22 protein-coding genes are annotated in these 23,289 nt (G+C 46.6%); 11 read left to right on the top strand and 11 right to left on the bottom strand.

What is annotated here, in order from left to right; genetic code table 11:
* Window positions 1-74 precede the first annotated feature (74 nt).
* From CES81_RS00885 to CES81_RS00875, 3 genes are read right to left on the bottom strand one after another with little or no spacing between them, the layout of a single operon-like run.
* Window positions 75-671, bottom strand: a complete 597-nt coding sequence (locus CES81_RS00885) for a hypothetical protein (protein WP_089120309.1) — start codon at window positions 669-671, stop codon at window positions 75-77.
* A gap of 20 nt (window positions 672-691) precedes the next feature.
* The gene (locus tag CES81_RS00880) at window positions 692-1,645 is read right to left on the bottom strand and encodes an alcohol dehydrogenase catalytic domain-containing protein (protein ID WP_089120308.1); all 954 of its coding nucleotides are present in this window, start codon (window positions 1,643-1,645) and stop codon (window positions 692-694) included.
* Window positions 1,646-1,659: 14 nt separating this feature from the next.
* A complete protein-coding gene (locus CES81_RS00875; RefSeq protein WP_180949680.1) occupies window positions 1,660-2,118 on the bottom strand; it encodes a MarR family winged helix-turn-helix transcriptional regulator in 459 nt (152 codons plus the stop codon).
* Window positions 2,119-2,336: 218 nt separating this feature from the next.
* On the opposite strand from CES81_RS00875, the gene arsB reads away from it, so the two are divergent.
* Window positions 2,337-3,416, top strand: coding sequence for an ACR3 family arsenite efflux transporter (gene arsB, locus CES81_RS00870; protein WP_180949679.1), 1,080 nt, complete (start codon window positions 2,337-2,339; stop codon window positions 3,414-3,416).
* A 105-nt stretch (window positions 3,417-3,521) separates the two neighbouring features.
* Here arsB and CES81_RS00865 read toward each other — a convergent pair whose 3' ends face one another.
* Together CES81_RS00865 and CES81_RS00860 are read right to left on the bottom strand one after the other, a co-directional pair.
* Window positions 3,522-4,394 (bottom strand): SDR family NAD(P)-dependent oxidoreductase, encoded by an 873-nt coding sequence (locus CES81_RS00865; protein WP_089120306.1) that lies wholly within the window; start codon window positions 4,392-4,394, stop codon window positions 3,522-3,524.
* 174 nt (window positions 4,395-4,568) lie between these two features.
* On the bottom strand, window positions 4,569-6,008 hold the full coding sequence (locus CES81_RS00860) for an aminotransferase-like domain-containing protein (protein ID WP_225356311.1): 1,440 nt from the start codon (window positions 6,006-6,008) through the stop codon (window positions 4,569-4,571).
* Window positions 6,009-6,125: 117 nt separating this feature from the next.
* Here CES81_RS00860 and pdxS point away from each other — a divergent pair, with 117 nt between their 5' ends.
* Both pdxS and pdxT read left to right on the top strand, forming a co-directional pair.
* Entirely contained in the window at window positions 6,126-7,010 is an 885-nt protein-coding gene (pdxS, locus tag CES81_RS00855) for a pyridoxal 5'-phosphate synthase lyase subunit PdxS (RefSeq protein WP_089120304.1), read from the top strand.
* Between the two features lie 15 nt (window positions 7,011-7,025).
* Window positions 7,026-7,598, top strand: coding sequence for a pyridoxal 5'-phosphate synthase glutaminase subunit PdxT (pdxT, locus tag CES81_RS00850; RefSeq protein WP_089120347.1), 573 nt, complete (start codon window positions 7,026-7,028; stop codon window positions 7,596-7,598).
* A 108-nt stretch (window positions 7,599-7,706) separates the two neighbouring features.
* Here the strand turns inward: pdxT and CES81_RS00845 are convergent, their stop codons facing one another.
* On the bottom strand, window positions 7,707-8,579 hold the full coding sequence (locus CES81_RS00845) for a hypothetical protein (protein ID WP_089120303.1): 873 nt from the start codon (window positions 8,577-8,579) through the stop codon (window positions 7,707-7,709).
* A 554-nt stretch (window positions 8,580-9,133) separates the two neighbouring features.
* Here CES81_RS00845 and CES81_RS00840 point away from each other — a divergent pair.
* Window positions 9,134-9,976: a homoserine O-acetyltransferase/O-succinyltransferase family protein gene (locus CES81_RS00840; RefSeq protein WP_089120302.1), complete on the top strand. Its 843-nt coding sequence runs from the start codon at window positions 9,134-9,136 to the stop codon at window positions 9,974-9,976.
* Between the two features lie 68 nt (window positions 9,977-10,044).
* Here CES81_RS00840 and CES81_RS00835 read toward each other — a convergent pair whose 3' ends face one another.
* Together CES81_RS00835 and CES81_RS00830 are read right to left on the bottom strand one after the other, a co-directional pair.
* The gene (locus CES81_RS00835; protein ID WP_089120301.1) at window positions 10,045-10,626 is read right to left on the bottom strand and encodes a hypothetical protein; all 582 of its coding nucleotides are present in this window, start codon (window positions 10,624-10,626) and stop codon (window positions 10,045-10,047) included.
* Window positions 10,627-10,661: 35 nt separating this feature from the next.
* Entirely contained in the window at window positions 10,662-11,243 is a 582-nt protein-coding gene (locus tag CES81_RS00830) for a zinc ribbon domain-containing protein (protein ID WP_180949678.1), read from the bottom strand.
* A gap of 923 nt (window positions 11,244-12,166) precedes the next feature.
* On the opposite strand from CES81_RS00830, the gene CES81_RS00825 reads away from it, so the two are divergent.
* The 5 genes from CES81_RS00825 to CES81_RS00805 all read left to right on the top strand — a co-directional run bounded on the left by CES81_RS00825 (window position 12,167) and on the right by CES81_RS00805 (window position 15,102).
* Window positions 12,167-13,351 carry a restriction endonuclease gene (locus CES81_RS00825; protein WP_180949677.1) on the top strand — a complete coding sequence of 395 codons (1,185 nt, stop codon included), beginning with the start codon at window positions 12,167-12,169 and terminating at the stop codon, window positions 13,349-13,351.
* A gap of 24 nt (window positions 13,352-13,375) precedes the next feature.
* Complete coding sequence (locus tag CES81_RS00820; RefSeq protein ID WP_089120298.1) at window positions 13,376-13,777, top strand: hypothetical protein; 402 nt, start codon at window positions 13,376-13,378, stop codon at window positions 13,775-13,777.
* A gap of 13 nt (window positions 13,778-13,790) precedes the next feature.
* Window positions 13,791-14,174, top strand: a complete 384-nt coding sequence (locus CES81_RS00815; protein ID WP_089120297.1) for a hypothetical protein — start codon at window positions 13,791-13,793, stop codon at window positions 14,172-14,174.
* Window positions 14,175-14,276: 102 nt separating this feature from the next.
* Window positions 14,277-14,744, top strand: coding sequence for a hypothetical protein (locus CES81_RS00810; RefSeq protein ID WP_089120296.1), 468 nt, complete (start codon window positions 14,277-14,279; stop codon window positions 14,742-14,744).
* Window positions 14,734-15,102: a hypothetical protein gene (locus CES81_RS00805; RefSeq protein WP_089120295.1), complete on the top strand. Its 369-nt coding sequence runs from the start codon at window positions 14,734-14,736 to the stop codon at window positions 15,100-15,102. Before CES81_RS00810 ends, CES81_RS00805 begins: the two co-directional genes overlap by 11 nt.
* Window positions 15,103-15,369: 267 nt before the next feature.
* Here the strand turns inward: CES81_RS00805 and guaA are convergent, their stop codons facing one another.
* From guaA to helD, 3 genes are all read right to left on the bottom strand, one after another.
* Complete coding sequence (gene guaA, locus CES81_RS00800; protein ID WP_089120294.1) at window positions 15,370-16,920, bottom strand: glutamine-hydrolyzing GMP synthase; 1,551 nt, start codon at window positions 16,918-16,920, stop codon at window positions 15,370-15,372.
* A gap of 198 nt (window positions 16,921-17,118) precedes the next feature.
* Window positions 17,119-18,042, bottom strand: a complete 924-nt coding sequence (coaA, locus tag CES81_RS00795) for a type I pantothenate kinase (RefSeq protein WP_089120293.1) — start codon at window positions 18,040-18,042, stop codon at window positions 17,119-17,121.
* A gap of 213 nt (window positions 18,043-18,255) precedes the next feature.
* Window positions 18,256-20,550: an RNA polymerase recycling motor HelD gene (helD, locus tag CES81_RS00790; RefSeq protein ID WP_089120292.1), complete on the bottom strand. Its 2,295-nt coding sequence runs from the start codon at window positions 20,548-20,550 to the stop codon at window positions 18,256-18,258.
* A 106-nt stretch (window positions 20,551-20,656) separates the two neighbouring features.
* Between helD and CES81_RS00785 the strand changes: the two genes are divergently transcribed.
* Together CES81_RS00785 and CES81_RS00780 are read left to right on the top strand one after the other, a co-directional pair.
* Window positions 20,657-22,513 carry a monovalent cation:proton antiporter family protein gene (locus CES81_RS00785; RefSeq protein WP_089120291.1) on the top strand — a complete coding sequence of 619 codons (1,857 nt, stop codon included), beginning with the start codon at window positions 20,657-20,659 and terminating at the stop codon, window positions 22,511-22,513.
* Between the two features lie 26 nt (window positions 22,514-22,539).
* A complete protein-coding gene (locus CES81_RS00780; protein ID WP_089120290.1) occupies window positions 22,540-23,202 on the top strand; it encodes a histidine phosphatase family protein in 663 nt (220 codons plus the stop codon).
* Window positions 23,203-23,289 lie beyond the last annotated feature (87 nt).

Here is a 23,289-nt window from a genome sequence, read left to right as displayed (position 1 = left end):
ACGTCAAAATTGCACCAAAAAAGGATTCGCAAATGAACCCTTTTAATATCACCATTAAATTTTAAACCGCTAAACTAAGCTAACGGCAACGGTGCCTGCAGTTGCGGGCCTAAGCCGCGACGGGCACGGACCCAATCATCACCATACCACATCTCCGTTTTTTGCCGGCCAGCCGCGTAGTCCCAGAAGTTATAGCGTTCAAATTCAACCAAATGGCCATTCGGACCTAAACCAATCCATTCGTAACTGCCCATGTCCGCAGTATTTGCATACTTAGCCCACAACAATGGAAAAGTAATGGTCTTCCCATTAGCATCTGTGTAACTCCGCTCTTGGCCGTCTAATATTCGCAGACGTTCCAATTTATTGCGGTAATCTGGTGCAATTTCCTGCCAGAGCTTTTCTGCTTTATCATAGGCTTCCTGCTCACTGGGCATCGGACCGGATAACGGCTGAGTCAAAGCATTATAGGAATACAAGCCATTGGCATCACTATAGATCACGGTGATGTGTTCTCTTCCCAGAGCTTCTTCTGGTAAGTCTGCAGGTTGGTACCGCAACAAGTGAACCTGTTCATCATTCCGTAGCACTAATTGATTCACTACGATTTGATAATCATCAGGAATCTGTAAATCCGGATAAGTCTTTCCTGCAACTGTTAAAGCTGTCATTAGGCACCTTCTTTCATTTTTTAGGGAAGCACGACCATTTTACCAAAGCTGTCGCTTGCTTCCAGCGCTGCTTGAGCATCGCCAGTGTGAGCTAAGTCAAACGTCTTGGTTGGCTTAACGTCAATGTGGTGGGTTTCGATAATGTTGAGCATATCGTTAAAGGCATCATCACTGCTTGCCTTGCCCGATTCAAAGACCGTTAAGCAAGCACCGTTAGGAATCACAAACGCACTGAAGTTCGGCACGGTCCACTGATCACCTAAGCCGCCTGTCATGCAGCAATACCCGAACTGATTAAGGTGTGCTAGCGAGTCGTTAAGTGTTGCAGGCCCCACCAGTTCAACAATGGTATCAAAATGTTCGTCTGTCTGAACCTGACCGTCCTTGTCCAAAACTGGTTCATCACAGCCAATTGCCTTCAGCTTGTCGAACTTTTCTTCATGACGGGTACTGCCAAAAATTTTGGCTGACGGGTTCATGGCCTTAGTTAATTTAATCGCCGCACTGCCGACACCACTGGTAGCACCACGAACCAGCAAATTCTTGGCAGCTTCTATATGGGCGTTCTTCAACGACCCATAAGCAGTAAAGTACGTTTCGGGAATGGCCGCCAGTTCAGCCCACGATAAGTTGGTGTTCACTGGGTAGATCTGCTTGTTTGGCAACAAGGCGTATTCAGCATAACCGCCGTCAAATTCACGGCCCATGCCGCCCATGATACTGGCGACTTTCTGACCAACAGGCAAACGCTGAGCATCCGTCGTGTCAGCTACTTCACCAACACATTCAATACCTAAGATCCGTGGGAACTTAACGGTTGGCGACTCCCCTTTACGGGTATAAATTTCAGAATGGTTGATGCCAAAGCCCTTCACCCGGACTAAGCTCCAGCCCGGCTTAACCTTTGGTGTTGGCACTTCCTTTAACTTCAAAGTTTCTGGACCGCCTGCTTCTTCGATCACAATGGCTTTCATTTTAATGCTTCCCTTCATTGATTGTTTTTCTCAGTATCCCCATGAAGACGGGCAAATGACTGTAATACTTTCGCCATCTGCTCAGGGTCAAAATCGGGGAACTGTTGCTTAACGATTTGACTGAACTGCGCTTCTTCCTGATCTAAGATCGCCTTGATCTGGGGGTAAACCCGTTGACCTGCCGGTGTCAGCTCCAGCTCCTGCGCCCGCTTATCCTTGGCCGACCGCTGCCTGTTTACCAGCCCCTGGTCCACCAACTGCTTGATTGCCCGCGTCACGTTACTAGGATTAATAAATTCAGCTTCGATCAAGTCCTTCTGTGTCAGTCCGGGGTTATCGTGGATCTTTAGTAAATAGTAATACTGACTGGCACTGACGTTGATGCGCGCCAGCTGCTGTCCCAAGTGCTGACTGCTTTGACGGCCAGCGATTATCAGCCACTTAACAATTGAATCATCACCGGTATCGATCACTTCATCCGCTCCTTCCTGATTGAGTACCACCATGTATTTGCCGTGATTTTAAACAACCTCACATCCCCATGCAACTACAACCGTATTTTATCATCATTTAGTTGCGCTCGCAAATAGATGGTCTGCATACTTATATGACTTTGTTTTTCCTTACTGCTTGCGTTGACCTGTTTACACCGTAGCACTACCATTTAAAGTGTAATGTGGAGGCGTTAATCATGAAAAATTCGGCAAAATTATCAAAATACGATCGCTATATGACCGTCTGGATCATCATTGCGATGGTTGCAGGAATTGGCTTAGGTGTGCTGTTCCCTCAAGTCAGCCGCACCATCACACAACTTCAGGTCGGGACAACTTCAGTACCCATCGCCATTGGTTTGATCCTGATGCTGTATCCCGTCTTAACTAAGGTTAAGTATGCGGAATTAGGCCATGTTTTCAGTGACTGGCGAACATTGAGTGTTTCTCTCTTTCAAAACTGGCTTTTTGGACCGCTATTGATGTTCCTGCTCGCTGTTACATTTCTACGTCATGAACCCGGCTATATGACCGGCCTCATTCTAATTGGACTCGCACGGTGTATCGCGATGGTGATTATTTGGAGTCAATTGGCACACGGCGACAACGAATACACAGCCGGGTTAGTCGCCTTAAACTCGATTTTCCAAATCGTCTGTTATACCGGATTAGCCTACGTCTTCTTAACCATTCTACCCGGTTGGTTCGGTTTAAGTGCTTATCACGTTGCCGTTTCCATGGGTGCCATCGCCAAAAGTATTGGTTTATATCTTGGTGTCCCGTTTATTGCAGGCATCAGTTCCCGCTACCTGCTGATTCACTGGCGTGGTCGCGAATGGTTTGAAGCCGTCTATTTAAAGCGCATCAACCGCATCACGTTCTGGGCGTTGATTTTTACGATTCTAGTCATGTTTGCAATCAAGAGTAAACAGGTTGTGGCGTTACCTTTGGATATGGTTCGAATTGCCATTCCGCTAATCTTATATTTCGTCCTCATGTTCAGCATTACTTTTATCATCTCATACCGCATGAAGCGGTCCTATGCTGTAACCACGTCATTATCATTAACCGCCGCCAGCAATAACTTTGAGTTAGCCATCGCTGTCGCCGTTGGGGTTTTCGGAATCAATTCACCCGAAGCATTTACCGCAGTGATCGGTCCACTTGTTGAGGTGCCCGTCATGCTGGGTTTAGTCAACGTCGCCTTGCATTTGCGACACACGTTAAACTGGGAGCAGAACGATGGTACAGTGGAACAGGCTCGTTCAAAGAGTTAATGGGCGTAATCACCACTAATGTTAATAGAAATAAGCGTTATTTCCACCCGGTTGAAAGTGCAGCCCAACCATCGGAAATAACGCTTATTTTTTAATCGATTTTACTTATTTGCTTAAGCCCACAGCTTTCATACTGAAGTCCCACAGTTCTTGTTGAACCCGCTTGTCGTAGGACAGATCCGAAGATTTAACGGGTTTATCACTGCTACGGTCGTAGTACTTAGCTGGTCCTTCCGCGAACTGCTCAGCACAAATCAGATCCGTGATCATCTTCCCCGAATCCTTAGCCGTACCAATAATATCGGCGAATTGCGCCAGCACTTCCGGTGTGAACCGGGACTTATCTTTAGCGAGTCCAGTCTCAGTCATCACCCCCGGATTAACAGTATTAACCGCAATCTGTTTGCCAGATTCTTTCAGTTTCCGATCCAGTTCATAACTAAATAAAATCATGCATAATTTGGAAAACGGATAACTTAGCTGATCCACCTGCGCGTCACCACCGTAAGCTAGTGCTTTGACCCCAGGCCACGACACATCCTTCAGCAGTGCGTCGTGACGCTCACTGCTGACCGTGACGATCCGGCCGTTGTCTGCCATCAGTGGCAATAGCAGTTGCGTCAGCAGAAAGTGGCCGAGATAATTGGTTTCGAATATATTGCTAAAACCATCATCGGTTTGTGAAACCGTCCGCCCGGCAATTCCAGCGTTGCAAACTAAACCGTAAAGCGGCAAATTCAATTGCTTAAATGCGGCAGCGAATGCCCGGACCTTCGCCAGGGATGACGTATCCAGTTCAAGGCAAATCAGGTTGGCAGATGGAACACTTTCCAGGATCTTGGCTTTGGCTGCTCGTGCTTTTTCCATGTTGCGACAGGCCATGATCAGTTGATAATCGCTGCCTCGCTCCGCAATTTGTTTAGTCGTTTCAAAACCCAAGCCGGAGTTAGCACCGGTGATAATTACCGTTTTTGTCATTGTTGGTTCTCCTTTAAAGTGTGCCTAGCAAATTTTGATTTAACGTAAAAACAGTTTAACACCATTATTACACTAGCATCACTGGTTTTAAATCCGCAATCGTTAAGCTTTTAGCACCGAATCAACCACTAAGCTTAACCGTAGTAATAGTTGATCCATTTTTATATACCCTAATCACTGCAGTGTTGCCAAGATCGTCTTTAACCGTTGCTGCAGCTGCGGCACCTGAGTTGAATCAAGACTGGCAAAGCCCATCCGCACGTTGTTTTGATGAGTCCCAAACAAGAAACCCGGCCTGATCAGGACGCGCTGTTTGAGAAATAAATTATAGTCAGCCACGTTAAGCTGACGAGTGGTCCGTAAATGCACCCAAAAACTATTGCCGTTCACCGGTAATTTATAGCTCAGCTGGTGCTTGTCGACAAAGGGCTGCAGCGCGTCCTGCAAAATTTGCCGTTTTTGCTGCAGGCGGTCTTTTTGACGCTGAATCTGCTGCTTCAGGTCCGGCTGGGCTAGAAACTGGGCGGCAATGATCTGCGGGAAAATACTCATGCCGGATTCCATTTGCTGACGAATATCGGCTAACTGATCCACGATGAAGGACGGCGCCAGCAGCCAGCCGATGCGGGCCTGGTTGCCGACTAACGACGACAATGACCCAACATAGAGGACGTTATCAGGATCAAGGGCTTTCAGGGGCGGGACCGATCTGCTGGTTGCCACCGCGCTGGTGATACCAAAGGGGTCATCTTCAACGATGGGCAGCTTCAACGTGCGACAGACCCTGATCAGTGCCTGCCGTTTTACCAGCGGCATCATTTGCCCGGTGGGGTTTTGGCCGTTCGGGTTCACGAACAGAAAGCGAAACCGGTGCTTGTAATACGCCTGCTGAAGTTCTTCTAAATCAAGGCTGCCGTCTGCCTGCAGCGGTATCCCGTAAACCCGGATGCCGGCCACTTGGAAAAGGGTCAGCTGGTAAAAGTAGGACGGTTTTTCGATGGCAATGGCATCCCCGTATGACAGCAGCCCCTGCGTGATCAGGTAAAACGCCTGCTGGGCACCGGAAGTGATCAGCAGCTGGTTAGCAGCAATCGACTGCTGCAACAGCGGGGATAACCAGTCCATCAACTGGTGCTTGAGCGTGCCGGCGCCACTGATATCAACGCGGTTCTCCTGTTCCACCAGCTGAGGTGCCGAAACGTGGTTCAGTGAAATGGGTAACGCTAAGTTGCTGGGAATATTAAAGTGGGCCAGGTTAATGGTCTCCGGATCCGACTCCAACACGCGTACCTGCTTCAGATAGCTTTCGGGGTCGCCAAACCGGTTAGCCGTTAAATAAGTCCGCCAGTTGACGTTTTTGGTCAAGATCCCCCATTTATCCATACTGACCCAGGTGCCGCTGCCGCGTTTCCGCGTGAGCATCCCGCTGCTGACCAGTTCGTTTAGGGCTCGCTGAATGGTCGAGCGGTTGACCTTTAAAACGTCGGCGAGTTCCCGTTCCGCCGGTAACTGCTGACCGGGTAACAGGTCACCATTATTAATGGCTTCGGTGATCAGTGTGATCACCTTCACGTACAACGATTGCGTGCCGCTGGGAAGCTGCCAGTTCATCATGCCATCTTCTTTCATTTTTCGTTAAATTGGGTGGATATTTTACCAACCAATTGGTTGTTTTCATTATAGCCCCTAGGCCCTAAGATGTAACTAACTTTTAGAGATGGAGGCTTAACTATGACACAGACAGGAACAACAACGGTAAAACGAGGAATGGCACAGATGCAAAAGGGCGGCGTCATCATGGATGTTGCTAACGTGGAACAGGCTAAGGTCGCGGAAGCAGCCGGCGCGGTTGCCGTCATGGCACTGGAGCGGGTACCCTCAGATATCAGAGCAGCGGGCGGTGTCGCGCGGATGTCTGATCCGGCGATGATCGAGGCAATCATGAAGGCCGTTACGATTCCCGTCATGGCTAAGGCTCGAATCGGTCACACTGCTGAAGCACGGATCCTGGAAGCCATCGGTGTCGATTACATCGATGAAAGTGAAGTTTTAACACCAGCCGATGATAACTACCACATTAATAAGGCAGACTTTAAGGTTCCGTTTGTCTGCGGCTGCCGTAATTTAAGCGAAGCCCTGCGCCGGATCGGTGAAGGTGCCTCAATGTTACGGACTAAGGGTGAACCCGGAACCGGCAACATTATCGAAGCGGTCCGCCACATGGAAAAAGTCAACGAACAGATCAAGCACGTGGCTAGCGCCGACCCTGAGCAGCTCATGACGATCAGCCGTGACTTAAGAGCGCCTTACGATTTGGTCAAACAAGTTCACGACTTAGGTAAATTGCCGGTGATCAACTTCGCGGCTGGCGGTGTTTCGACTCCCGCCGACGCTGCTTTGATGATGAACTTGGGCGCTGACGGTATCTTCGTTGGTTCCGGGATCTTTAAGTCCGAGAACCCGGCCAAGTTTGCCAAGGCCATTGTCACCGCAACGGCTCACCCTACCGACTACGCCCTGATTGCAAAGGTCTCCGAGAATTTGGGCAAGCCGATGAAGGGCATCGAAATGTCAACCTTGACGGAAGACCAAAAGATGGCTGACCGCGGCATCTAGAAGGGAGTAATGCACGTGATAATTGGTGTTTTAGCACTTCAAGGTGCAGTTAGCGAACATTTAAACATGGTCACGGCCTGTGGCGCGACACCACGGCCAATTAAGAACCCCACTGACTTAAAGGACTTGGATGGCCTGATCATCCCTGGCGGCGAAAGTACCACCATCCGTAAGCTGCTGGTTCGTGAACAGCTGTTAGACCCATTAAAGGGACTGGTTCAAAATGGGTTCCCCGTCTTTGGCACCTGCGCGGGACTGGTCTTATTAGCCCAGCCAGAATCACTGGCCGGCTTGAACGGAACGGTGGTCCGCAACGGCTTCGGTCGGCAGCGCGAAAGCTTTGAAACCGAGCTGACCGTGGCCGGCTGGTCAAAGCTCTTCCACGGGATCTTTATCCGGGCGCCTTACTTATCTGAGGTTCGAGAGCCGGCCAAAGCACTGGTCACGTTAGCGGATGGACGCATCGTTGCCGCTCAGCAGGATCACGTTTTAGTGACATCGTTTCATCCGGAACTAACGTCGGATACCCGGTTCCACCAATACTTTATCGATCAGATAGTGACACCGTCGCTTACCCAAGCGAGCTAACAATTAAACAGGATGATACAAATAGCGTGAGCCACGAACGATCATGGCTCACGCTATTTAAGTTGTCGTTTTTTTATTAATTTAATTGGGCTTAATTCACAGCTTAATTTAGTGAACTGTCACCGTCTTATAGCTGGTGACCGCCTTAAAGTGGCCGTGCGAGTATGAACCAGCCTTTACCTTAACGTGCTTTGCTTTAGGTGCGTAAACCGTCTTGCTGAACTGGTGCTTACTGTTCAGCTTAACGTGAACGTGACCCTTGTACGTGGAAATGTAAGCATACTTAGCACTCTTGTAAAGCTTGACGGTACCAGTGATCTTAACGTACTTCTTTGAGCTCGTCTTCTTAGCCGTTAACTTGCTAACATAACTCTTCTTAGTGACCGTCTTCTTAGCAGCAGGTTTTGGCGCTGCGGGCTTCGGTGCTGCCGCGCTGGCAGATTCAATCTTAGTAACCGTCGCGCCGTAATTATCAACGGCACTGCCCAAATCGTTACCAAAGGCACTCGCCTTTTCCGCCTTGTCCTCACTGTTCTTGGCGCTGTTGATATCCTTGATATCCTGTGCCAGGACAGCTTGGTCGGTGCTTGAGAAGCGGTCTTTAAAGCCGTTATAAACGATCATCAACCCGGCATAGTCCTGATTAAACATACTGAAGTCCTGACTCAGCTCGTAGTGCAGGGCACCGGGAACTTGACCAAAACCGCGTCCCCGCTCGTCATTATAAGCTTCCATTGGATCATCTGAAAATTCGGAAAGCTGTTCGCCATCGATCACTTCTTTGACGTAATTGCCACCCTCGTTTCTAGCTGCAACCATCGTTTGAACGTCACTCTTTAACTGACTTTGCGAAACGGTAGCGGCCTTCGCCACTGTGCTAAATGACGGTGTGTTTGAATCCGTCGCTAAAACGCTGGCGCCCCCAAATAAAGCCAAGGACGTAAGCGCTGTCAATCCACTCTTTGCAACAAGGTGTTTCATGCTAAAATCCCCCTAAAATAGATTAGGTATTCATCACTTATATACCCATACAGGGAGTATAATATCAAGCAACAGTTTATGTCAACATTAAACAATCCTAATTTAACTGTCATTTGCTATTAAAGTTAAAATACTGGCTTAACTTCTAGCAAAAGTTAATCTAGCCTAATTTTTCGGCTGTTCAGTATTGATACTAGACGCACTCATTTAAAACTAGTAACGGTTCCCGATAGTTGACGATGCCCCACTTTTGTGCTAGATTAAAGCGTAATTAGAAAATGAGTCAGTGATAAGAAGAGTAGTCATAGCACCTAGAGCAAGAGAGCCTTGGCGTTGCTGGAACAGGGCCGGGTACTATGATGAAGATGATCTTGGAGAATGGCGGGGTCAGTGAGGCTACCGCCACGGGGCATTCGTTATCTGCAGAGTAGACAATACTCTTGAGGCAACGGTTGTAAGACTGCTGCAAAAATGGGTGGTACCGCGTTAAAAACGTCCCAGGCTGTTAATCACAGCTTGGGACGTTTTACATTCTGATCGAGGGAGGACACAATATGACTGTACAATTAAACAACGGATTTTTGAAACATCAAAGTGCTGACACGGGCGATACTAGTCGCTCGGTGAAGCTTTTAGTAGTCAATCTGATGCCCAACAAGCTTGAAACTGAACGGCAGTTTATTCACTTATTCAGCCACTTATCAATGGACGTGGACGTCACCTTCTTACGCATGGCATCACACCACAGCAAACACGTTCCGGAAGACAAGCTTGAACAAGCCTACGCGACGTTGGCCGATATCGAAGACGCCTACTTCGACGGCATGGTCATCACCGGCGCGCCAGTAGAGGAGCTTCCTTACGAAGACGTTGACTACTGGGCCGAATTCAAAACCTTGCTTGATTGGCGCCGTGCTCACGTCCGGGAATCGATTCTGGAATGCTGGGCTGCCCAAGCCGGTGTCTACGTCGATTTTGGCATCAACAAACAGGTCCTCCCGAAAAAACTGTTTGGCATTTATCGTTGCGAGATCGATGAGGAAACAGAACTGACAGCCGGGTTCGATCAATTATCGATGCCGCAGTCACGCCACGCGACACTTGGTCACATTAACGACCCGCAGCTGGAAGTCTTAGCCAGTGATCCGGAGGCTGGCCCAGTCGTTCTAGCATCCGATCAAACGCGTTCGACGTATATCAGCGGTCACCCGGAGTACGAAACCAACACGCTGTTCAACGAATTTCGCCGTGACCGTAAAAAGGGGAAACCGATCCAAATTCCCAAAAATTATCTTCGCGCAAACGAACCCACCAATACCTGGCAAGCGGACAGCATTCACTTGTACGATAACTGGGTTCACAGTTTGAAAAAAGTTCGTGTGTACGTGTGTAAATGAAAGGGAGACCGACTTGAGTGACAACGATGTCACTCAAGTCGGTCTCCTTTTTTAACACAATCAATTCTTTATTGGTTAGTAAACTTGTAAGTAATCGTGCCACCCTGACCGTCTGACGCCTTCCACGGTAAAAAGGTGACCGTTTTTCCATTCGTCGAAAACGGAATGTGGTACTTACCCAGCGTCAGCGTGTTGTTTGCAACCGTATAGCTCTTATGCTCCGGACGCATTTCACCAATGTACTGAGTAGTGGCTTTTGACGCCTGATCAAAATTAACTAAGACCGTGTAGTCGTGAACCGTATTCTGCGGCGCTTTTTGTTGATCCATTGCTTTATTGACAGGTTCACCGTTATATAAAACGGGTTCGATCTTAAAGTCCTGCCCCGCGACGAACTGCTTAACCGTACTGCTGTTATCAGCAACTGCCATGGAAGAAGAGCTGCTGGTCGAAGCGGAGGTACTGCTTGTGCTGCTCGTACTGCTAGAACTGCTTTGACTTGTCGCGGTTTGCTGAGACGCTTTTTTACTTGCAACCACTTTGCTGCTGGTACTTTGCTGACTGCTATCGGCGTGCTTGGCACTTTGATTACCGCAGCCAGACAGCAGCAACATCGATAATAAAGTCATGGGCAATGCTACTTTATTCATTTACAATTCCCCCATTCAATCTCAACTGACAGTCACTACCGAGCTTTCTTGAATGAACCGTGATTAATGATCAGCACCTTGTTGTTCTGCGAGAACTTGCCGCGTATCTTGTCACCCTTTTTATCGGTAAAGGTGATTTGATTCCCCTTAACCTTCACAGCGCCCTTGTCGTGACTGTGCTCAGATTTGTAATCGCCAAGCCCGTTTTGATAACTATAGGTTCGGTGATAGGTGTAGGTCTTATTCTTCACCACGAAAGTTTCCGTATCCTTGGCATCTGATCCAAGAACGGTTCCCCTAGCATGGTACGTAAAGGTGCCGTTGTACCACCTCGGCATTTTAAAAATCACCATGATGACCAATAGCACCACGATCAAACCAACAGCACCGATAAACCAAGGTGACTTCTTCTGGTGCACCGACTGGGTCCTGACAGCTTTTCTAGTATCGTCGTCGTGCCGTTCGGCCGCAACTTCTGTTTGAGAAGCAGTTGCCTTATTTTCTGGTGTACCCGAGTCTTTATCCTTAATCAACTTGGTCCCGCAATTGCCGCAGTACACATCGTCCGGGCTTACGGGAGCCCCGCACTTCGGGCAAAATTTTGCTTTAGTTTCCAAATCCTCATCCCCATATTTAACTTCTTTTTTCCCTGTCCCTGCATATTGACTGAAACTTGTAACCAATCGGCGATAACCCTGTTTTTTATCAAAATAGCCCTTAAAGTATCGCTTTTTGACTGAGCTGAAATGTTGGTAATACCAGCATTTTATACAGCTAATACTAATGAAATTCATACGAAGTGTCAATATGGGCCTTGATTGTACATAGTAGGTGGTGCTGCACAACATTATTTTACTTCAACACATGAAATGCGAAGCTCCTCCCCAATTCTTACGCTCTAAAATAAATCTCAGTGCCACCTACCTCTAAATGAACAGTTGAAGTAAACTATAATTAAAGTTAAACCAAAAAGGAGCTGGTAAAATACCCCCAAGTTCACATCAGTTATTACCTGCTTTTATTACCTTGCTGAACGAAAAGCCGTTAGCCAAAATAACCACACTGGATTTAATTAGAACCGCTAACGTTTCTCAATCTACCTCCTACCAGCATTTTAGTGACAAGCTAGATGAAGTAATAGCTCAATACCCGCAACTGGATACTGTTTTCGATAAAACGCCTTATGGACTTGATGGTCTTAACGTTAGAAAAAAGATCATCATTAATTCTGAATTACCAAGAGAAGTACAACTCTAATGGTTATATGAAGAATTAGCCCACATAGCAACTACCGTTTGAGATATTACTGACTATAACATGAGCGACGAAAACAAAGCACGTCATTGAGGAATGCGCCATCGTATTCCAAAAGAAAAGCTCGATAAGCTGGCTAAACATCAATTTGAAACTGATGAAGAAGTAGCTGGTGACTTAGGTGTACAGACTAACTACCTACATGAAGCTGGAATTATGTATGGATTTCATTACAAATCTATTAATAAATAGAGCATTTATATTCATCAGTATAAGGAGAAATGTGATGTACAAAATATTAACTATCTTCCGCTATTTTTTATCATTTATTATAATTTTGGTTGGATTAATTTCATTCTTAGCGATATTCCAGCCAGGTATAGGTTTTGGCGACGGATTGGCGATTTTTATTATTGCGTTTATAATCTTCACAATTGGGATTCTTATTATGCCCCCGATTTGGTCAAAACTCAGTGGGTCGATTGATGCATCTAAAACAGCAAAGCTGAAAGAAAACACAAAGCAACTCCGTGAGCAGCAAGCCGAGGCAAACAATAAACTGGTTGAACTTAATTCAGACATAAAAAAGAAACAAGCCAATTTAGATAGTTTGAAATTTTATCTTGCTGAAAAACAGTCAAGCTTAGATTCGCTCAAAACCGATATTGAGCATCAACAAGCAGTGTTAGAAAACGCCAATAGTGAAACTGAAGAAATTAAAAACAACAAAATTATGCAAGAACAAATTGCATTAAATGATGCCAAAAGAGCTGTTAAAGAAATTGAGAACAGAAAAGTTATACGAGAACAAGAGGTAAATCAAATAGAATCTCGGATTGCCGATAAGAATTCCGAGCTTGATTCCATTCAAAACCAAGTTAAAGAAGCAAAAAAGGATCTACAAGAGGCTAATAATAAGATTACAGAACTTAATAAAAAAATTTCTGACCCCGAAAACACCAAAGCATTACAAGAAATCGAACAAATAAACCAAGAGAAACAGCAAGTAGTATCTTTCTATTCCAGTGAAATATTTCAGAATTTTCTGGATTACGAAGCTGATAATGAACTGGCAAAAATTGATGGTATGAGCGGTTTAGATTTTGAAAAATATGTCGCTGATCTGTTAAAACGAATTGGGTATACAAACGTAGCCACCACTTCGGCTTCTGGTGATAATGGCCTGGATGTTTTAGCACATAATGGAAATACCTATTATGGTATTCAGTGCAAATTGTATACCGCACCCGTTGGAAATTCTGCTGTTCAAGAAGCATACTCTGGCGGGTCATATTATAAAACTGACAAAAATATCGTGATTACGAATAACTACTTCACACCTAATGCTGTCCAAGCAGCTGAAACTATGGATGTTGACTTATGGGATCGTGACAAACTAAAAGAATTAATCTTGGAGAATTACAATATTTTTGATGAAGGAAGTCCAGATACTGATGACTATAAAAGCTGAATTGAATATTAGGAGATAATAATTGTGAGGTTAAGAAAGCTTCTCTTATCCATAATGTCTATTTTCTTAGTGGCGCTTGCAAGTAGTTCAATAGCGAGCACGTCTGCTCAAGCCAAATCTTTCCAGCTCTATGAAGCCACACCCAATTTAGTTGGCACATGGCACCGTCTTTATTCTGATGATAGCTTCCACAAAACAATTAAAATCAGTCATCATAGTATTCGTCTGAGAAATAAAACATACAAAATGTATGTAACAGCCCATGGGAAAGATCATTACACATTACACATCAAGCATGAGCAATCTATCAGTGTTCATGTGGGTTATGACTTTGATTCTAATTATGACGAAATGCGAATTTTAAAAATGTATGTAGGTGTCGGTAATTCTCAACCAACTGATCTTTACTACAAAATGGTTAAATGAGGAGACTATTCAAATGAAATTACGCAATTATGTATTATTAGGCGCTGCTGGCCTTGCTCTCGGTGCAGGTATTCCTGCAACCCAGGCTTCAGCAAGTACGTATCATTCAATGCCAAGTTTATTGAGAGGATATTACATTTCATCTAGCAATCGGGCTTTCTGGATCACGAAGCACACACTTCATGATGTAATCCCACGAGCAGATGGCTATGCCATGCACGTTACCCGCGTTACTCGCAGTGGCCACACCTATCGAGTTCACACATATATCAATATGGGTGGCAAATCTTACGTGACGTACAAGCTTAACCACTATGCATGCAACAGGTTTAAATATGCCGGAAAACATTTCCACAAGGTTTCTAAGTCACACTACTATTACTACGTGAACCACTAGGATCAAACAGCCCCTATTGAGCTTTTGTTCTAATCCTATCTTGTAACTGAGAAGAATTGAACACTCGTACTATAAAATGAACGAACCAGAGGAAGTGATCTTTTGAAATTGCAAACACCCCACCTTGGTGGATTTTCACAATTTAATATTACGGTAAATGGCAAAACTGGTAATAATATGATGGTCCATTCTAATGGTCAAAATGAGGTAAAAATTACCGGAAGATTTGTCTTACAAAAGCTTGCACGAGTATACGAAGGAAATGACAAGGCTGAGTTTGAACCTCATATCTGGTTTGGTTTATTTATTCTAAATAATGCCTCTGATTTTAATTACCCTGATTTGGAACTTGATCCGATCCAAGTTTTCAGTATAGATTTCAATGAAGTTTTTCCAATCAATAGTGTGCCAGTGGATTTAGATTTCAATTTTCCAATTAATGATGCCACTTTTAAAACTGGTTATTTGATATTAATGGCAATGCGCCCAATCCATACTAGTGATAACTCTTATATATCACCCGTTTCACAACTTAACTTCCCAATTCGAGGTGATGGCAATGGCAAATAAGGCCCAAATAATACCCCTAGATCAATTCAAGGGGTATAACCCACTACCACCTCAAATACCATCTCACTATAATGGTGGTAATAACACCACTGGAGGTGGGGATGGAATGAAACCAGATTATGTCACCCATGAAGAATTAGGCCACGTTGAAAATAATCTAAAACATGAAATCAAAGAATCTGAACTTGAGACCAAAAGCGAAATAAACACTTTATCAGGTAAAATTGACAACTTATCAGCAAATATTGATACTAAATTTGCTATCCAAAAGGTTTGGTTAATTGGTACAGTAGTTACTGTCGTAAGTGCAGGAATTGGAATACTAAGCTATATTATGAGCTTAATGATAAATCATTGAACTAGCCCCCTATCCGGGCTTTTATTTAGCACTTAGAAAGAACATATAAATGTATTTCAACCGTTGAAATACATTTATTAGACTTCGTTGCACCTAGTCCATTGAGATGGTTGCACCTAACGCTATTTTTAAGTGGGTGCAACCGCAGGTGCAACGTAGAGCACAGAATTAGGCAGATTATTCTGTAAACAAAAAAATAAGGAAGCCCTATTTCTAGGACTTCCTTTTGATTTAATTCAATTTAATTTAGCTTGTTTTGAGTGGGGCTTACTCCCACTCAATCGTCGAAGGCGGCTTGCTCGTCACGTCATACACGATGCGGTTTACGTGATCCACTTCGTTTACGATACGCGTCGAGATCTTAGCCAGCACGTCGTATGGAATGCGTGCGAAGTCCGCGGTCATCCCATCAATTGAGGTTACGGCGCGAATACCAACCGTGTAGTCGTACGTCCGGCCGTCACCCATGACACCGACTGAACGGATTCCTGGCAGAACGGTGAAGTATTGCCAGATGTCACGGTCTAAGCCGGCCTTTTTGATTTCGTCACGGAGGATATAGTCGCTATCACGGACGATTTGAAGCTTTTCAGGTGTAATTTCACCAATCACCCGGATACCTAAGCCTGGGCCTGGGAATGGCTGGCGCCAAACGAGGTCGGCAGGCATGCCCAGCTTTTCGCCTAATTCACGGGCTTCATCCTTAAACAAGGTCCGGAGCGGTTCGATCAATTGGAAATGCATGTCCTTGGGCAGGCCACCAACGTTGTGGTGAGACTTGATGGTGTGCGCCGTATCAGTCCCAGATTCAACCACGTCGGTATACAGAGTGCCTTGGGCTAAGAAATCGATGCCATCCAGCTTCTGAGCTTCATCGTTAAATACCTGGATGAACTCGTTACCGATGATCTTCCGCTTCTTTTCTGGTTCGCAGACGCCCTTGAGCTTGGATAAGAACCGATCAGCGGCGTTGACTTCAATGATGTTTAAGCCAAACTTGCCTTTCAGACTGTTCATGACTTGTTCAGCTTCGCCTTTCCGCAGCAGGCCGTGGTCCACGAAGATCGAGGTCAACTGGTTTCCGATGGCTTTGTGCAGGAGCACGCCCACAACGGACGAATCCACACCGCCGGAAAGCCCCAGCAGGACCTTCTTGTCGCCCACGGTTTCGCGAATATGCTGAATCGACAAGTCAATGAAATCGTCCATTGACCAGTTAGCTTCGGCGTGGCAGACGTCAAAAGCAAAGTGCTTTAAAATTTCGTTACCGTAATCGGTGTTACGGACTTCAGCGTGGAATTGAATGCCATAGAAGTTACGGGTAGTATCCTGCATAGCAGAGATCGGGCATGCCGGACTCGTCGCAACGGCCGTGAAACCTTCGGGTACTTTGGTCACTAAATCACCGTGACTCATCCACACGTTTTGCTTCTTAGGCGTATTAGCAAATAACTTGGCATCATCGCTGGTCACCTGAATGGCTGCGCGACCGTACTGGCCGTTGTCGGACTTCACTTGACCGCCTAAATTATAAGCCATTAACTGCATCCCGTAACAAATCCCCAGAATGGGAATCCCTAACTTGAATATCTCAGGGTCAACTCCCAGTGCGCTGTCTGCGTATACACTGTCAGGCCCACCAGAAAAGATGATGCCCTTGGGATTTAGAGCTTTAACTTCGTCAGCGGTGATCTCATGGGACATTAATTCTGAGTAAATACCCAGATCACGGATCCGACGGGTAATGAGCTGATTGTACTGGGAACCGAAGTCCAGCACAATGATCTTATCAAAGGACGATAAATCCACCTTTGCCAATCCATTCACACCTTTCTTAATATCAAACAGGATTTGAAACCATTAGTTATACTATACAGATTCTTCTAATGCCGGTCAATCAAAATGAGGAAAGTTTAATTGTTCGCATTTAAGCTGATTTTTGACGTAAAATACCGTGACAGCGCTTAACATTTACCGTAGTTTACTAACTATTTTTAAAAAGCTTCCCAGACCGCCTTATGATTTACGCAGCATCACTTGATCAATAATATGTCCTTCGCCCTTGTGGATGATCATGTTCGCCCGGGAACGGGTGGGCAAAATATAGTCTTCCAGGTTGGGCAGATCAACGCTGTACCAAATATTCTTGGCGGACTCGACAGCGTCCTTTAACGGCCGCTTAGTGTAAGTATGATAGTAGTTATCCGGGTCGTCTTCCGCTAATTTCAGCAGGGCCTTGAACCGCTCCAAATACCATTTTTCGACCAGCATCGGCCGCGCGTCCACGTAAATCGAGAAATCGGTAAAGTCCGACACGTAAATTTGCTCAGAACTTGGTAATTGAAGGGTGTTGATTCCTTCAATGATCAAGACATCCGGTCGACGAATCTCCTGAACTTCATTGGGCACAATGTCGTAAACCTTGTGGGAATAAACGGGCACCTTCATCAGTTCTTTGCCGGACTTAACGTCGTTTAAGAACGTGATCAACGCTTTCATGTCGTAGCTTTCGGGAAACCCCTTCCGCGTTAACAGCCCGCGCTTCTTTAGCTCCGCGGTGGAGTAGAGAAAACCATCGGTGGTGAGCATCTCGATTCGCTTATCAGAGAAGAAGTGATTCATCAGCACCTTCAGCAGGCGGGCGGTGGTACTCTTCCCCACTGCCACACTGCCGGCGATCCCGATAATATAGGGGACGTGCCGTGGCTTTTGCCGCAAGAACTGTGCCTTGGAGTTCTGCCAGTCATCAAAGTGCTGAATCAACAGTTCCAGATAGTGAATCAAGGGGATGTAGATGTCCTGAACATCCTGAACGGAGATCTGGTCATTAAAAGCCTTGATCTGTTTCAAACTTGCCTGAGTCAGCGGCACCGATGCGTCCTGATAAAAATCGCGCCATTGGTCTTTGCTAAATACATCGTAATTCATCAAATCAGTCATTCGTGTCAGCCTCATTATATTCCGTCATACTAAATTGATACCATTATACACGAGCTACCTGATCAACGCTATATCTCAAGTGAAAACTCGACACGCCCATCCAATTGAACCCGCGTCTCACCGTTCAACTGTTGGCCTTTTAGTAGCATAAAAGGGTATCCTCAACTACCGGGATACCCTTTTTTATACTCACCTACCGAACCGTTTCAGCGCTTATTCTTTAACGTATTCGTCGTCGGGAACGGTGTCAAACAGCGGTGACAGTTTGCCTGTCGCTAAGATCGTCAGCTGATGCATTGCCCGTGAACAAATGGTGTAAAGCAGCTGTCGCTCATCATCGTCGTGGTAGTTTTTGTCTGAGGCTTCCCAAACAATAACGGCATCGAATTCCAGCCCCTTAGCCAGGAAGGACGGTACGATGATCACACCAGGTGCTAGCCGCTGGTTTTCAGATTGAATCAGCGTGGCCTTAACACCGGCATCGTGCAAATCCTTCGTCAAGTCCCGGCAATCAGCCAATGATTTACCGATAATCGCCGTGGTTTCCTTAGAATTATTATTAGCCCGCAACTGTTTGATCAGCCGTTTCAACGTTGCCTGACGATCAGGCTGCACGCTGACTGCCGGTAAGGCGCCGTTGCGGTCGAAGGCCTTCACCGCTTCGCCGTTCACTAAAATGTGGCGGGTAAAGTCGGTGATCTGCTCCGTTGACCGGTAAGACTGCGTCAGCTGAACTACCCGGGTCTTTTCGGGATCAAACATGGTGCTCAGTTCGCTGAGTAAGGTTTTACTGTTTTCCTTAGTGAAAATAGCTTGGTTCAAGTCCCCTAACAGGGTAAACTTCGCCCGTGGAAAACTGAACTTCAGGTAAGCTAACTGGAACGGCGTGTAGTCTTGAATTTCGTCGATAAAGACGTAACGCATCTCTTTTTCACCCTTGCGGCCCGTCATTTTATCGTACAGATAAAGGTACGGTGAAATGTTGCTCAAGGTCATTTTGGCAAGCTTGATATCGCTAATGGTCCGCTCAACGCTGGCCTTCCAATCAGCTTTGGTGATACCGTATTCAGCCAGATCAATAATGGCTGGCATGCTGCGCAGCATGTGAACCATCTGACTGTTAATGCTTAAGAACCGGTTTCGGACAACCGCCTCACGAATGGGGGCGAAAGCCTTCATCACGATTTTTCTGGCATAGAATTTATATTCTTTGTCGGCATCTTCGATTTCCTTAGGATCTTCACCCTTCATCTGGTTCATTTCTTCTTGGCTCAGATCCTGCACGGCTTCTTCAACCCATTTTGCCCGCATTTCGGAGCTGACCCGGCGATTCAGTAACTTGATCAGTTGCTCGCGGGTCCCGTCCAGGCGGTTGAACAAACGGTAGTTTTCGTTGAAACTGTAATAGATTTCGTGAATCTTTTCCTTAGTAAAGAACGGTTTCCCCTTGAAATTAATGTTGCGGAAAATCATGTCTTCTTTTTCCAGGTGGTTGGCGTACACCGTTACGGCATCGTAGAAGGCCAAGCTGCCCTTCAGTGCATCGATCCGCTTTTCAGCATCCGTGTAATCCTCGCTAAACCGCTGCGCCAGGGTCTCCACGGCCATCTTCGGCAGCCGGTGACCGGTGTACTGGTAATACGTCATTTGCACCATGTTATGCTCGCCGAGTTCTGGCAGCACTTGGTCAATATAATCGTTAAATAACTGGTTAGGTGAAAACAGGATCACTTGACCGGAAGTCAGTTTGCCGCGGTAGCGATACAGCAGGTAGGCCACCCGTTGCAAAACAGCGGCGGTTTTACCAGAACCTGCAGCCCCTTGAACGAACAGCAAGTCTGATTTAGTATCCCGAATAATTTGGTTCTGCTCTTTTTGAATGGTCGTCACGATACTCTTCATCTTGGTATCCGACTTTTCACTCAAAGCGTCTAGCAGCATCTGATCGCCCACGGCCTCTTCGGTATCAAATACCGTTTTAATAGTGCCATCTTCGATCTGGAACTGACGCTTCAGCTTTAGATTGACTTCTTGTACACCATCTGGCGTCTGGTAGGTGACTTCACCTAAACCGCCATCGTAATAAACACTAGAAATCGGCGCACGCCAGTCATATACTAGAAATCGATCAGGCTCGTCAGAAAAGGAAGCCAGCCCAATGTAGATTGACTCCGGTTTAGGTTCACCGTCTTCATGAATATCGATCCGCGCAAAATAGGGCGTTTTTTCCATTTTTTTCAACGTGTTCAGTTCATCGGTGGCGTGCTGCCAGCTATTTTGACGCTCACTGAGCTGCTGTTGCTGCTGATGAACGGACAGGCCGGTCTCCATCATCCCTTCGTACGAATCGGTTTTAAGCCGTAATTCGTTCACCAGGTTATCACGAATACCGGACTCATCTGACTTTGCGGTATCAATTCGTTCTTGCGATTTAGCCTGAGCAATTTTGATTTTATCAATAACTGCATTTAAGTGTGCTTGTTCTTGCTGTTTAATCGTGTCTGCCATAGGCGCCCTCCAGTCGTAAATTCGATAGTAAAGTATAGCACTAATTGCCGCTGATAAGAACAAAATAGCTTCATTAATCCCTTTTTAAATGATTCGAGGTATGGTTATGGATCAAATTTCATTAGTCATTATTCTGTTGTGCGCCCTCGCAATTCCGTTAATTATGGCACGGTTTCAGCTTACCTTGCTGCCCACTGCGGTGGTAGAAATTATCGTGGGCGTCGTTTTAGGCCCCAGTCTGCTAAACGTCATTCATACTAATGACACGCTGAGCATGCTAAAAGATGTCGGCGTGATCGTCCTGCTGTTCCTCAGTGGGCTGGAAATCGACTTCAGTCTTTTTAGCCGGAAGCGCAACGATTTGACGCCCTTACAACAAAAGCAGTCGATCAATGCGCCGAAGTATTCACCCGTCATACTGGCCTTTATGGGCTATGCTTCAATCGTGGCCATGTCGGCGATCATCGCATTATTACTGAAGGTGTCAGGCCTGTTTCCCGACGTCTGGTTGGCCACCATTTTGTTCATGACAATTTCGTTAGGGATCGTTATTGCCGCACTGAAGGAAAAGGAACTGCTGAGTAAACCCTTTGGCCAGACGATTCTCCTGATCTCTGCCCTGGGCGAAGTGGTCCCCATGATCGGGCTGACCTTTTACGCGTCTGCTTATAGTCCCACTGCTAAATCACTATGGCTGTTACTGCTGATTTTACTGGCCGCCGGGTTGCTGGTTTGGCGCTTTAAGGCCTTCTTTAAATTTTTCGACCGCATCAATAAGTCAACGACCCAGTTGGACGTCCGATTGTCCTTCTTCGTGATCGTGCTCTTAGTTACCATTGCCGAATCGGTGGGCGCCGAGGGCATTCTGGGTGCCTTTTTAGCCGGTATCGTCATCAAGTTACTGCAGCCTCACGAAGAAACTAAAGTCCGGCTGGATTCTATCGGCTACGGCTTTTTTATCCCCATCTTCTTCATTATGAGCGGTGTCGGCTTGAACCTGAAAGCCCTGTTAGCGGACCCGAAAACGCTGATTTTGATTCCCGTTTTTCTGGTCGCTTACCTGCTGGCTAAAGCAGCTATTTACCCGATCCTGCGACTCAGATTTCAAAACGGCAACGCCTTTGCCGGCACTGCCATGAGTACCACGACTTTGACCGTTGTCCTAGCCGTTTTACAAGTTGCCCAGCACTTAAACCGGATTACTTCTCAGCAGTCCGGGGCTTACCTGCTGGCTGCCATTCTCACCTGCATCATCGGTCCGGTAACGTTTAACCGGCTTTACCGGGTCGAACCGGCTGACGCCAAGCCGTTAAACGTTCACTTTATCGGCACCAACCTGCTCACCGTACCGGTGGCTCAGCAGTTGACCAAAAACGGTTATGACATCCACATGTATACTGATCAGGAACGCAACTACCGCGCCTTTAACAGTGAGATTGACGTCCACTTGCTGGAAAATTTAGTGCCAAATGACTTGGTGGCAGCGGACGTCTTTGATACTGACATCATCGTTCTCGGCCAAAGTAATTCTAAGGAAAACTACCGCTTGGCCAAGTCTGCTAAGCAGTACGGGGTACCGCGTGTCATTGCGCGTTTTGAGGATCCCAACATTCTCGATGAGCGAAAGGATACGTTGACCAAAATGGGCGTGGAAGTCTACAGTACGCCTGACGTTCAGATCAGCATGCTGCGAAGCTTGATTGAAACGCCGTCAACACTGGAACTGCTCACTTCCACCGACGCGTCCGTTTACGAAGTTCAGCTGCGCAACCACAAGTACGTGGATATCCAGGTCCGCAACTTACCGTTTATCGACGAGATCACCATTGCACAGATTTACCGTGAAGGCCGCTTTGTCCGGCCTACAGGCGATACGCCGTTGAAGCTCAATGACCGTATCCTCTTTACCAGCAGCAAACAGCAGTCCGCTCAAATTCGGCGCGAATTGGGCAAACTCAACTAATAAAATCACTTTTTGGAGGCAATTTCTTGGCTAATTTTGACATTTACTTTGTCCGTCACGGGCAAACCGTTCTCAACAAGTACCACCGTATTCAGGGCTGGGTCGACGCGGCACTGACTGATAAGGGTGTTAAAGACGCCCAGTTAGCCGGTCAGCGACTCGCGCACATCCCCTTCACTAAGGCCTATACCAGCGATTCTGACCGCGCGCAAAAAACGGCCGCGTACATCTTGGCGGCCAATAGTGGCACGGTCAAACAGGCCATTGTCAACCCGGCTTTCCGCGAAGAAAACTTCGGCTACTTTGAAGGGAATGACGAAAACCAAACCTGGCACATGATCGGCGGGCCAGATGGTCACAATACCTATAACGCGATGATCACCGCCTACACCATTGAAGGCTTGCGGGACCGCATTGCGGCGCAAGACCCCTTCCACGATGCGGAAGATGACGCCGCCTACTGGGCCCGGCTGCAGCCCGGGTTTGACACGTTGCTGCACGATTGCGTCGACGGCGACAAAGTCCTAGTGGCCAGCCACGGCACGACCATCCGCAGTATCGTGTCACGCTTCCAGCCAGACATCGATGTGGCGGTTTCCGCACTGAACGGTTCAGTTACCAAGTTAGAGGTTCACGGGAGCAATATTTCCGTGGCTTACTACAATCGCGTCGACGATCAGTTAGATTAACTATTTTATTTATACCGGGGCCGGTATCAGCGAGTTAACGCTGATGTCGGCTTTTTTGAATCCCCAATCGATTTGTTTGCAACCCGT

Origin of the sequence: Secundilactobacillus pentosiphilus, assembly GCF_002217985.1 — a bacterium.
GTDB lineage: Bacteria > Bacillota > Bacilli > Lactobacillales > Lactobacillaceae > Secundilactobacillus > Secundilactobacillus pentosiphilus.
This window is presented reverse-complemented; position numbering and strand designations above follow the sequence as displayed.